Origin of the sequence: Streptomyces sp. MBT53, from assembly GCF_016654115.1 — a bacterium.
GTDB lineage: Bacteria > Actinomycetota > Actinomycetes > Streptomycetales > Streptomycetaceae > Streptomyces.
The window spans coordinates 1-10,519 of the sequence record NZ_JAEQAZ010000348.1; the positions used below are offsets into that span (position 1 = coordinate 1).

Genomic DNA, 10,519 nt, shown 5'->3' on the forward strand with positions numbered 1-10,519 from the left:
AGCGGCTCGGGGTCGTAGCGGGCCGTCGTAAAGCTGCTGGAAACCGACAAGCCACTCGGTGTTCTCCATGCCCCGGCCACACCTGGTCCGCCAGGAGTCCGTCTCACGCCTCTCTCACCTCTCCCTCACGGGCCGACCTGGGCATATCTCTCCCCTTGCCTCCATCTGCGGAGGCATCGGCAGTACCGTGTCGTTCATGCGCCCCGACACGCCCGCCGAGAACGTCGACCACTCCGCCGAAGCGGCCCGCCTGGAGCGGACCGCCGCCCGCTACCCCGAGGACGCCGAAGCCCTGCTCCTCCAGGCCGCGGCCCACCTGGAACTGGCCGGCGACCGCCCCGCCGCCACCGCGCTCTACGACCGCCTGCTGTCGTCCCCGGACAACCTCGAAACTCCTCACCTGGTACGAGCCCTCAAGGCCTCGAACCTCTGGGAGTACGGCCACGAGGCCGAGGCCCGGGCGATCATCGACGGCGTGCGCGCCGCGTCCCCGCGCGATGCCGCCCCCTGGGTGATCGTCGCGGAGTCCCTGGAGTCCCACGACGAGCTGGAGGCGGCACAGGAGACGTTCACGGAGGGGGTGACGTTGCTGCTGACCGACGTCCCCGAACCGCCGTACTCCACCCACCCGTTGCTGTTCGGCCGACACCGGGTACGGCGGATGCTGGGCGTGTCGCACGACGAGTGGGACACGCTGGCGGACACGTTGCACTCGTCGTCCGTGTCGCTGGACGAGCTGCAACCCGAAGCGGGTGTGGTCGCTGGGCTCGGACAACCCGGCGGAGCTCGAGGCCGAGATCTCACGGCTACGGGCGGAGTTGGGGGCGTTCCGGGAGGCGTTGTCCCGCCCGTTCCCGGTGGCTGTACTGCACTGGCCGGAGGGCGAGTTGGCGGAACTGGTGGGGGCGTATGACTCGCTGTCCGTCGAGTACCCCTCGCACGAGGAGCACCTCGCGACGATAGAGGGGTCGCTGAGGGAGCTGGCGGCCTCGGGCACCCCGAACCTCGGGATCGTGACGGGGACGGTGCCTTCTTATGAGGCGTTCGCGGCGTCGGAGGGGGCTTCGCCGGGAGACGTTGACTTGCTGCCGCAGTATGCGACGACGCTGGCGGCGCGGGGGCGGGCTGTGGTTTGGCCTCCGCAGCGGGGGGCTTCTTGTTGGTGTGGGTCTGGGCAAAAGTACGGAGAGTGTCACGGCGAGGGCCAGTGAAAGCGCAGGCCTGCCGTTGAACGGCATCGAGCTGATGCGCTTGAGGGCAAAGCCTGACGGGTGAACGGGCCGCTACTTCAAACCCGACTCCCACAGATACCGGGTTTCCTCAACACACCCAATACTGAAGTTAGTTCGTTTCAAGGGGGATCTCTTGCTGCCTATCGATTTCAACGCTGGAAAGAATCTCGCGTTAATCGAGGAACTGAAGCATGATTCTGAACTCCGTGCCGTTCATGCCGAATTGGTGGCCCAAGATCCATTCGGAGAACGGTTCGCCACGGTCCTACGGGACACCATCGACCAGCTCCTTAACGGCGAGATCACTGGGCGCTACGACTGGGCGGACCTTCTCAAAACCGAGCGGACTCACGCCGGGACTCTGGTCGAGATCAACCTGCAACGCGAGTTCAGGTTCGCGGACGGCGAGGTCATGGACTACCAGATCGCGGGAATCGAGGTCGACTGCAAATACTCCCAGCGATTCGGTGGTTGGATGATCCCTCCGGAGGCCATGGGGCATCTCTGCTTGCTCGCCTGGGCAGATGACTACACGAGCCGATGGAGTGCAGGCCTCTTCCGTGTACGCAGCGAGTGGCTGAACCAAGGCAGCAACCGCGATGCCAAGCTCACTGTGAAAGCTGAACACCGCAACAAAATTCTCTGGCTCTGGCGTGACGCCGAACTCCCGGAAAATGTGCTGCTGCACTTGGATTCACAAGACCGCGATGCAGTCTTTGCATCAAAGTCCGGACAGCAGCGCCTCAACGAGCTCTTCCGGCGTGCTCAGCGACGCCGCATAGGACGCAATGTAGTGCGCACCGTGGCTCAGCAGAAGGACTACATGAAGAGGGTCCGGGGTAATGGCGGTTCTCGCTCAGCGCTCCAACCTGAAGGAATTCTCATCATGGGTGACTACGACAGTCACCGCGCCGTAGCGGAGCAACTCGGTATCGTGCCACCCCGCGAAGGAGAGTTCGTGAGCGTGCGGGTGGCCCAGGCACGTGAACAGCATCACGATCAGCCCCGGGTAACTCTGGCCGACCGGGACTGGATTGTCGCAACTCAAGGTGACCCAGTGGAAACAGCCCCGGACCTGCCATCACACACTGCAGTTGCATAGCTCGGCATTCCATCGAACTGCCCATCACAGTCGAAGAATGAAAGAAATTCATGCCGCTTCAACCTGCCAAGAAGGCGCTCATCGAACAGCATCTCGGAGACCCTGCGGCGCTTAGCGCAGTATTCTTGGGGTTGTGCTGGAACGAGTCAAACTGCGCTTCCCAGGCTCAGATTGAGATAGAGAAGAACGAGGATCTGGCAGCAGCCTGCGAACGTCTTGACCTGGGATGGAATCCGGGCTGGCTGACTGAATCCGGATTTTCCGTTTACGACTCCGATGGAACTTCCCTGGCTGACGGCGGCTCCGCGCATGGACCCGTCCGCTGGGCACCCGCCGTACGCACGCATCGGCTGGACGACAAAGTACCCGACACAGCCACGGGCCACAGAAAACGGCGACGCATCGCCGGCGAACTCGCCGTCCTGGCTCTCTGGATGCAGGCCGTAACCGAGCGAAACGTCAACGTCGACAGACCTGTTGCGCTGGACAGGAACTCAAGAGGCACCCTCTTCCGTGATCTGTTGATCCACTTCCTCCAGTGCAGCCTTCCGCAAGGCTGGCAAGTTCGGCACGAGGTACCTCTGACCCACATCCGAGGACTGCACATGCGCCGGGACGTGGGAGACCGCAAGAGCGACATTCTCATCATCGACAGCGGGGGACGGCTCGTTGCGGCTCTGTCCTCGAAGTGGACATGGCGTTCCGACCGTGGCACAGAGGCCGCCCAGATGGTGCCACTCACTCGTTACCGACCCGATGTCCCCTATGCCATGGCAACTGCGGAATTCCCCCGCGCCGCGGGCGTAGCGCGAGAGAGTATTGAGGATCGCACCTATCACGTCTGCCCTGACTGGGTCGGATCCTGGATGGCAGTCAACGAACTCCCGGCTGGAAGCTCGCCACTAACTCAATGGCCGGACTTGGCTGCACTGAAGCAGGAGGGGATGTCCAGGGCACATGCACTCGGGCTGAACGGCCTGGATGCCCTGGTGAAAGACCTCAAGAACAGCGGCACCATTCTGTAGCCGAGATAAGGAAATCGTTCAGTGTCCGGAGAGCCATGGGAGCCACCAAGCGGTTCATGGGCGTCGTCTGCAGCGCGCCGCCGGAATATGCAGGCCATTCGCAGCCGGGACACCACACCTGAGCGCCTGATCCGACGGCTTGTCCACGCCCAAGGGCTTCGCTATCGGGTAGCGGCCAGGCCGCTACCCGACCTTCGCCGGACGGCAGACATGGTCTTCCGTCCGGCGAAGGTCGCTGTCTTCATCGACGGCTGTTACTGGCATGGCTGCCCGGAGCACTACGTGCCCCCGAAGACGAATCCCGGCTACTGGTCAGACAAAGTCGCCCGGAACATGGCCCGAGACCGTGACACCAACCAGCACCTCAAAGAGGCGGGGTGGACGGTGCTTCGGTTCTGGGAGCACGAGGCTTCGGCAGAGTGTGCCGCCCGGATCACTGCGGAGGTCACAAAGCGCCGCCCTCGAACAACCTCAGAGCACAAGCAGAAGGAGTGATCACGTCTTCTTGTTGTCGCGCTCACGGGCGGCTCGCAGGACGTCAGCGATCGATTTTCCGACGGCCCTGGCAACGGGAGGCGGGAAAGCGTTGCCTACCTGCCTGTACTGCGCTGTCTTACCGCCGGAGAACTGCCACTCGGGCGGGAAACCCTGGATGATCGCAGCCTGCTGCACCGTAAGCATGGGCCCATTCTCGCCGAAGAGGTCACGCCCTTCGGTTTCCCTCGTCCTACAGGTGTCAGGGTCATTGGCAACTCCCAAGCCATTAACCCCTAGTTGACCCCACGCGGCCTTGGCCCGGCTGGGGCCAAGGTCCGCTCCCCCATGCTTCTTTGATCCGCCGACCAGCGTGGGCGCAATGCCGCCACCCTTCTCTGCGAGCACCCTGTGACGCTTCTGCGCAGCATCAAGCCAGGTGTCGAACTTCTTGCGAGCCACCTCTGCCTTGCCTCCGGTGAAATACGGCTCATAGCGGGCGCGCATCGACTCTTCAAGCGCCTCGGCGACGCTGACGTGATCCTGGTGAGTTGCGGCAGGCCACTCGTATTTGACGTCCTTCAGGATGTCGTTACGGAAGGCAACCAGGATGGCGCGGGGGCGAAGCTGCGGTACTCCGAAATCACTAGCCTCCAGAATGTCCCACTCACCTACCGTGTAGCCCATCCCGTCGTCCCAGACCATTTGGCCATCATCGCCCCGATACCACCCGCTCTGGAGCTTCGCTTGGATCAGGTCACGGTAGTCATCGAACTTGGGGTCCATGATTCCGCGCACGTTCTCGATCATGACGGCCCGAGGCTTCAGCTCCTCTACGAGGGCCAGCATCCGAGGAAACAGGTCACGCTCGTCGTCCTTGCCGAGTTGCTTGCCAGCATGCGAGAACGGAGGGCACGGAACGCCGCCCGCCAAGAGATCAAGCCCGCGGCGCTGAAGTACCTCCGCGCTCTTGACCAGGTGCTCGTCCTGATCAAAGTCATTGACATCTGTCGGAGGCAGGACGTCACAGTTCCCCTTCTCCCAGACCCACTTTGGGTGAGATGCGACGTTCTTCTCCAGCGTGGCAGCCGCATGCGGGTCAATCTCCACAAGGGCGAGGTGGCCGAAACCAGCCTGGTGCAGCCCGATGGCTTGTCCGCCCGCTCCAGCGCAGATCTCGATTGAGGTGAACTCGGGCTCATTGGGCTCGTCGGCCTGCTCCACGGAGCCCTTGGGTTCGTTCGTGCGGGTCATGTCCCCTCCTTACAGTCGTGCAGCGGCAGACACATCTTGCGATCCACCATCACTGAGGGTGACAGACCCCACTGACAACGAGACGGCACCAAGTGTGCAACACGCCCCGCGGTTCGCTGAACGCACCCTCCGGCACGCCGAACGCTCGTACGATATTGCTCATGCAGACGCCCCCATGGACTGAGGACGAACTTGTGCTGGCCGGAGCGCTCGTCGTGAAGAACGGCTGGCGCGAACTGCGGACCAACGATCGTGAGGTGCAGGAGCTGTCGGAACTCCTCCGCGCGCTGCCCATCCACAGTCCGGAAGCACTCGCCCTTCCCGGCTTCAGGTCGCCTGACAGCGTCAGCCGCAAGACCTCGGACTTCGCGACGAACCACAAGCTGTACTCGGGCAAGGCCACTCGTGGCGGACAGCGCACCAAGCTCATGGTCGAGGCCTTCTGTGACCGCGAAGCTGAGATGCTCCAGGCCGCGGAAGCCATTGAGGTCGGCATGGGCTCGGGCGAACTGCAGCTCATCCCTCCCCAGCCCGACGAGGTCGACGAGTCCGGCGCCACGGCCATCGAGGGAAGGCTCCTCGTCCGTCGCGCACTCGCTCGCGAGCGAGACCCGAAGCTCCGCGCGCTGAAGCTCAAGCAGACACTGCGTCGCGGTCAGAGGCTCCAGTGCGAGGCATGCGACTTCGATTTCGGCCGCGTCTACGGGACGCTGGGCGAGGGCTACATTGAGGTGCACCACGTCACCCCCCTCCACATCTCCGGAACGCGGGAGACCAAGCTCGACGACCTCGCATGCCTGTGTGCCAATTGCCACCGCATGTGCCACAGGAGCCGTCCCGGAGAATCCTGGCGCACGCCGACAGCCCTTCGTGAGCAGATACGGAAGAACCTTCAGGCAGACGCCCACTAGGCCGCGTCCAGTTCTGCCTCGTAGTGCATCTGGGCACGGTCGAGGAAGTCGTCCGGATCATGGCCGCACGCGGCGGACCAGTGAAGCAGGTCAGCGATCAACTCAATTGCCGACTCCTCAAGGCCAATCCCCTGCCCCTTCCCTTGCAGCGCAGCACTTTCGCCGCCCGCCTGATAGCCCTCAAGTGCTTCGACGGCGCGCTCAACGCGTCGGCAGGAACGTCCCGAGCTGAACGGGATCTCGCACCAGACCGCCTTGCCCGCTGCAGTCAGAACCGTGCCCCAGTCCAGTGCCAAGGCTGCGAGCAGGTGCAGGCCACGGCCGCACTCCTCGTTACAGCTCGCCGACTTCAACGAGGGCACCGAACTGCTCCTGTCGTGGACCTCGAGTCGCAGCCGTTCGTCCCTCCACTCAAGGATCAGGGTCGCCGATGCGCCTTCACCGACATGCTTGATGACGTTCGTTGCCAGCTCAGTGACCAGCAGTTCTGCTTCGTCAGCAGCGACGGGCATGCCCCACCGGCTCAACTGGCGGACGGCGGCTCTCCGGAGCAGTCGCAGTTCAGCCGGCGCCGCCTCGAAAGGCAGAACACAGCGGAGTCGGGGTTCAGCAACTTCGTAGCCAGGCATGGCCACTCCTCCCTCCCAGCCACGCTCGTGCTGCGCCTGCCGTGTCCGTACGGCTGCACTGCGTAGCGGTCTGTGAGCGAGCATGACACAGAGAACTCTCACTGTGTAACTTCTCATGAGAATCCATCGAGTGAATCTGATGGTGGGTCCGCTCCCCTGCTGCCTAGCCTGATGGGGATCTCCGGGCCCACCACCCGGCACATGGCGAAGGAGCCGCATGTCCGAACGGACCACCACCCGTCGCCGCCAACTAGGCGCGATGATGCGCAAGTTGCGCGCCCGCAAGGGAATGACCCTGGAAGAAGCGGGTGTACTCGTAGGCGTATCCAAGGCGACGGTCAGCAGGTACGAGACCCAAGCGGGACCCGTGAAATGGCTCGTCGTTGATGCGCTGTGCCGCGAGTACGGAGCAACTGAGGCCGAGCGCAAGGCCGTTGTCGCGCTCGCGAAGGACGCCAAGCAGCAGGGCTGGTGGAACTCGTTCGCTGACTCCATCCCGGAGAGCATGAACCTGCTGCTCACGCTCGAAGACGAGGCCGTGCACGAGAATCACTTCGCCTGTGTCTATGTTCCCGGCCTCTTGCAGACACGCGCCTACAGCACCGCACTACAGAAGGCCAACGAAGTACCCCTGGAGACCACCGAGATCGAGCGGCTGGTCGACATTCGCATGAAACGGCAGGAGATCCTCACCCGCCCGAAGCCCCCGCGACTCTGGGCGATCCTCGATGAGTCAGTGATCCGCCGCGTTGTCGGATCGTCGCAGATCATGAGAGAGCAGCTCGACCGGCTTCTGGAAGCTAACGAGTCGCCTCACATCACGCTGCAGGTTCTGCCCTTCTCGCAAGGGGCCCATGGGGCCGCCCTTGGCAGCTTCGTCATCATCGGCGGCACCGAGCTGACCCTCGACGTGGTCTACGTCGACTTCCATACGGGCTCCCTCTTCCTGGAGAAGGACGAGGAACTGAACCGATACAGACTTGCGTTCGAGTATCTGCGTGCACAAGCGTTGGACATGGGAGCTTCCTCCACGATGATCCATCGCGCCCGCAAGGAGCTGTGAATGTCTGTCGGCCCGCAGCCTGTGTCCGAACCTGTCTGGTTCAAATCGTCGTACAGCGGCGCCAATACGACCGAGTGCGTAGAGGCAGCCTTCACCCCAGCTGGGGTGCTTGTGCGGGACTCCAAAGCCGCCGGTGGCCCTGTCCTCGCAATCCGAGCCCGCGCCTGGCATTGCCTGATAGGCGAGTTGGGGCAGGAGGAGCCGAGAGGGCACTGAAGCGGTCTGGCCAATCGCTCTCAGGCATGCCGCCCCCACTGCCCCCGGTGAATAACGTCCTCAGCGGCTCGCCGTCGTTCCGCGACCCGGGTCCCCTGCTCGGGAACATCCTCAGCCCGGTACCCGACCGTGATCCCGCCGATCGGGTCGTACTCGCCCGGAACCCCGAACTCCGCCCGGAACGGCTGCAGATGCTCCGGCATGATGCCGAAGAAGCAGGCTCCGAGGCCTTCGTCGACCGCGGTCAGGAGCATCAGCAGGGCGGCCATTCCCGTGTCGATGTGCCAATACGGTGCGGGCCAGCGGGCCTCGGCTCGGTCCTCCCAGCCCTTGTCGGGTTCGGCGTAGGCTCCAGGTAGGCGGCCTTGTGGGCCATGGGTACGACGACCAGCGGAGCGTCCTGCATGGTTGGGGTCTTCTCGACCCGGGTGGGGACGAACGGCCAGAAGCGGGCGCGGTCCGCCGGGTCGGTCAGGGCGAGGAACGCCCAGCCCTGGGAGAAACCGGCCGAGGGGGCTCGTAGCGCGGAGGCGAGGATGCGCTCGGTCACCTCCGAGGTCAGTGGCTTGTCGGAGTAGTGACGGATCATGCGCTTGCGGCGGACCACCTCGGAGAACTCCATGCCGGCAGATGTTGCCACTGGCTCACGGATCTCCGGCAGCTGCTGCTCCGCCAATCTCTCTCTGCGCGCGCAGATGCACCGCCTCGGCAATTCGGACGTGTACTCAAGCCCCAATCACGCATCCTGAGACCCCAACATCCGCAGCTTGAGGGTCACATGACGCTCAGGTTCCTTGGCCCGACCAGTGACGACGACGGCCGCCCAGCCCTCTACGAGATCGAGGGTACGGACGAGATCCTTGTCCAGGGCGAACGAGAAACCGACCCCGAGCACATCGCCCAACTGCACGACGCCAAGGAGTCCGAGGCCCTCGTCCGCGTGCCTCGCAACCTGCTCAGTCGCTACGCGCCGCCTGGCGCTTGGAGACGCGTCGCGGCTACGCCTCCGACCGCAACAGCCCCAAGTGGGCTCGGTTCCTCGTCGGCGAGGACATCGCCGGTGAACCGGACAACCCCTGGTGGGAGAATCTGCGGGCGCAAGTCTCGCTGGGCAAGCGGTTCGAGCGTGTCCGGGTGGTCGATCAACCGCTTACCCAGGGACAGGAGTTCCTCCGCGCCAGCGCGCCCAGCAACGTCGCCGCGGGAGAGGACATTCGTACCCTGACCCGTCACCAGGCGGAGCAACTGCGGCTGCCGGACTACGACTTCTGGCTCTTCGACTCCAAGACCCTCGCCCGCTTCGCCTTCGACGACGAGGACACCACGTTGGGCGTCTACCTCACCGAGGACCCGGTCGAGGTACTTGCCGCCTGCCAGGTCCGGGATGCGGCCTGGCATCACGCCGTACGTGCCGAAGAGTTCGCCCGACGGGGACGTTCCGCCCTATGACCACGGACTACCTGACTGCCGCCACGAAGACTCGGCGGGAGGCCGGGTGAGCTGCGCACCGACGCCGGTCCGCCTCGTCCTCTCATCGGCCAGTACCAACTCCCCAATCCCCACTGTCCCGTTACGCACTTATTGCACAAGAGATCTTCACCATTTCCGACCTGAGTTCATATGATGCGGAGATCAACAGGCCCGGCCAAGGCGAGACTTGGGCGGGCCTCTCGGGTTCCTGTGGGGGTTTCATGCGTATACGTGTTGCGGCCGGCGTTGTCTCCGGTGCTGTGGTTCTGTCCGCGCTCGCTCTTCCGGTTGCCGCTCAGGCTGCCGAGCGCAAGGGGGCTGCGGCGGGGCTGAAGTCCTTTGCCTCGGCTGCCGTTCAGCCCAGAGACTCTCTCGGCAACACCAAGTTCTCGCACGCCGTCATCAACGGCGGCAAGGACATCGTCCTCGGTACCGGCGGCACCAAGACCGTCACCGTCACGTACACCGCCACCGACCAGAACGGTGTTGCCCTCACCGAGGCCTTTCTGTGGCAGGGGACGGACAGTTCGACCACGGACGGGATCACCGGTGGGCTGGGGACCGACGACGATCCGGACTGCACGGAGACAGCCACCCAGGGGACTTACACCTGCAAGGCCGTCTTCAACATCCATCCCGCGACCGACATGAAGGACAACGGCGTGGCCGGGACCTGGAAGTTGTTCCTGGGGGCCTGGGATCTGTACGCGAACGCCAGTTACAACGACGACGTCGCCACCGCCTCGATCAAGAAGGCCTCCACGCTGACCGCCGATGCCACTCCCGAGCCGGTCAAGAAGGGGAAGACCATCACGGTCACGGGGAAGCTCGCCCGCGCGAACTGGGCGACGGGCAAGTACGCGGGGTACGTGTCCCAGCCCGCGAAGCTGCAGTTCCGTAAGAAGGGCAGCAGCACCTACACCACCCTCAAGACGGTCAAGACCAACAGCACCGGTGTTCTGAAGACCACCACCAAGGCCACGGTCGACGGGTACTACCGGTACGTCTTCGCCGGTACCTCCACCACCGCCGCGGCGACCGCGGCCGGCGACTTCGTCGACGTCCGGTAGCAACTCGGCTTGCCCGAGTAAGAGATCTACGTGAACCGGCGGGAGGCCCTCCCGCCGGTCCCGGTCACGTAGA

13 protein-coding genes and 1 pseudogene are annotated in these 10,519 nt (G+C 64.0%); 9 read left to right on the top strand and 5 right to left on the bottom strand.

Translation table 11 applies throughout. The features are described 5' to 3' along the window. The first annotated feature begins 196 nt into the window (after window positions 1-196). The 4 genes and pseudogenes from JHN45_RS50450 to JHN45_RS50465 all read left to right on the top strand — a co-directional run bounded on the left by JHN45_RS50450 (window position 197) and on the right by JHN45_RS50465 (window position 3,854). Window positions 197-1,211, top strand: a pseudogene (locus JHN45_RS50450) (SEC-C domain-containing protein). A gap of 154 nt (window positions 1,212-1,365) precedes the next feature. Further along, a complete protein-coding gene (locus JHN45_RS50455; protein WP_201056193.1) occupies window positions 1,366-2,334 on the top strand; it encodes a NaeI family type II restriction endonuclease in 969 nt (322 codons plus the stop codon). A 50-nt stretch (window positions 2,335-2,384) separates the two neighbouring features. After that, window positions 2,385-3,359 (top strand): hypothetical protein, encoded by a 975-nt coding sequence (locus JHN45_RS50460; RefSeq protein WP_201056194.1) that lies wholly within the window; start codon window positions 2,385-2,387, stop codon window positions 3,357-3,359. 21 nt (window positions 3,360-3,380) lie between these two features. Then, on the top strand, window positions 3,381-3,854 hold the full coding sequence (locus JHN45_RS50465; protein ID WP_307783443.1) for a very short patch repair endonuclease: 474 nt from the start codon (window positions 3,381-3,383) through the stop codon (window positions 3,852-3,854). Here the strand turns inward: JHN45_RS50465 and JHN45_RS50470 are convergent, their stop codons facing one another. Further along, window positions 3,855-5,087, bottom strand: a complete 1,233-nt coding sequence (locus JHN45_RS50470) for a DNA cytosine methyltransferase (RefSeq protein ID WP_201056196.1) — start codon at window positions 5,085-5,087, stop codon at window positions 3,855-3,857. Window positions 5,088-5,248: 161 nt separating this feature from the next. Between JHN45_RS50470 and JHN45_RS50475 the strand changes: the two genes are divergently transcribed. Next, window positions 5,249-5,998, top strand: a complete 750-nt coding sequence (locus JHN45_RS50475; protein WP_201056198.1) for an HNH endonuclease — start codon at window positions 5,249-5,251, stop codon at window positions 5,996-5,998. On the opposite strand, the gene JHN45_RS50480 is transcribed toward JHN45_RS50475, so the two are convergent. After that, on the bottom strand, window positions 5,995-6,627 hold the full coding sequence (locus JHN45_RS50480) for an ATP-binding protein (RefSeq protein WP_201056200.1): 633 nt from the start codon (window positions 6,625-6,627) through the stop codon (window positions 5,995-5,997). The genes JHN45_RS50475 and JHN45_RS50480 overlap by 4 nt on opposite strands. Window positions 6,628-6,844: 217 nt before the next feature. On the opposite strand from JHN45_RS50480, the gene JHN45_RS50485 reads away from it, so the two are divergent. Both JHN45_RS50485 and JHN45_RS50490 read left to right on the top strand, forming a co-directional pair. Then, entirely contained in the window at window positions 6,845-7,690 is an 846-nt protein-coding gene (locus JHN45_RS50485; protein WP_201056201.1) for a helix-turn-helix transcriptional regulator, read from the top strand. Beyond that, window positions 7,691-7,906, top strand: a complete 216-nt coding sequence (locus JHN45_RS50490; protein ID WP_201056202.1) for a DUF397 domain-containing protein — start codon at window positions 7,691-7,693, stop codon at window positions 7,904-7,906. Between the two features lie 20 nt (window positions 7,907-7,926). On the opposite strand, the gene JHN45_RS54285 is transcribed toward JHN45_RS50490, so the two are convergent. From JHN45_RS54285 to JHN45_RS53815, 3 genes are all read right to left on the bottom strand, one after another. Beyond that, the gene (locus JHN45_RS54285; protein ID WP_374195696.1) at window positions 7,927-8,187 is read right to left on the bottom strand and encodes a nitroreductase family protein; all 261 of its coding nucleotides are present in this window, start codon (window positions 8,185-8,187) and stop codon (window positions 7,927-7,929) included. Next, window positions 8,160-8,528, bottom strand: coding sequence for a nitroreductase family protein (locus tag JHN45_RS54290; RefSeq protein ID WP_268982493.1), 369 nt, complete (start codon window positions 8,526-8,528; stop codon window positions 8,160-8,162). The genes JHN45_RS54285 and JHN45_RS54290 overlap by 28 nt, the downstream gene beginning before the upstream one ends. 114 nt (window positions 8,529-8,642) lie before the next feature. Next, window positions 8,643-8,810: a hypothetical protein gene (locus JHN45_RS53815; RefSeq protein WP_236585001.1), complete on the bottom strand. Its 168-nt coding sequence runs from the start codon at window positions 8,808-8,810 to the stop codon at window positions 8,643-8,645. 77 nt (window positions 8,811-8,887) lie between these two features. Here JHN45_RS53815 and JHN45_RS50500 point away from each other — a divergent pair, with 77 nt between their 5' ends. After that, entirely contained in the window at window positions 8,888-9,355 is a 468-nt protein-coding gene (locus tag JHN45_RS50500) for a DUF6879 family protein (protein WP_307783444.1), read from the top strand. Between the two features lie 242 nt (window positions 9,356-9,597). Continuing rightward, the gene (locus tag JHN45_RS50505; RefSeq protein WP_201056203.1) at window positions 9,598-10,446 is read left to right on the top strand and encodes a hypothetical protein; all 849 of its coding nucleotides are present in this window, start codon (window positions 9,598-9,600) and stop codon (window positions 10,444-10,446) included. The last annotated feature ends 73 nt before the right edge of the window (window positions 10,447-10,519 follow it).

What these genes read in the sequence shown, in the direction of transcription:
- JHN45_RS50480 (WP_201056200.1), bottom strand. Translation starts at nt 6,627, where the DNA reads ATGCCTGGCTACGAAGTTGCTGAACCCCGACTCCGCTGTGTTCTGCCT.
- JHN45_RS50505 (WP_201056203.1), top strand. Translation starts at nt 9,598, where the DNA reads ATGCGTATACGTGTTGCGGCCGGCGTTGTCTCCGGTGCTGTGGTTCTG.
- JHN45_RS50470 (WP_201056196.1), bottom strand. Translation starts at nt 5,087, where the DNA reads ATGACCCGCACGAACGAACCCAAGGGCTCCGTGGAGCAGGCCGACGAG.
- JHN45_RS50475 (WP_201056198.1), top strand. Translation starts at nt 5,249, where the DNA reads ATGCAGACGCCCCCATGGACTGAGGACGAACTTGTGCTGGCCGGAGCG.
- JHN45_RS54290 (WP_268982493.1), bottom strand. Translation starts at nt 8,528, where the DNA reads ATGGAGTTCTCCGAGGTGGTCCGCCGCAAGCGCATGATCCGTCACTAC.
- JHN45_RS50485 (WP_201056201.1), top strand. Translation starts at nt 6,845, where the DNA reads ATGTCCGAACGGACCACCACCCGTCGCCGCCAACTAGGCGCGATGATG.
- JHN45_RS50490 (WP_201056202.1), top strand. Translation starts at nt 7,691, where the DNA reads ATGTCTGTCGGCCCGCAGCCTGTGTCCGAACCTGTCTGGTTCAAATCG.
- JHN45_RS50460 (WP_201056194.1), top strand. Translation starts at nt 2,385, where the DNA reads ATGCCGCTTCAACCTGCCAAGAAGGCGCTCATCGAACAGCATCTCGGA.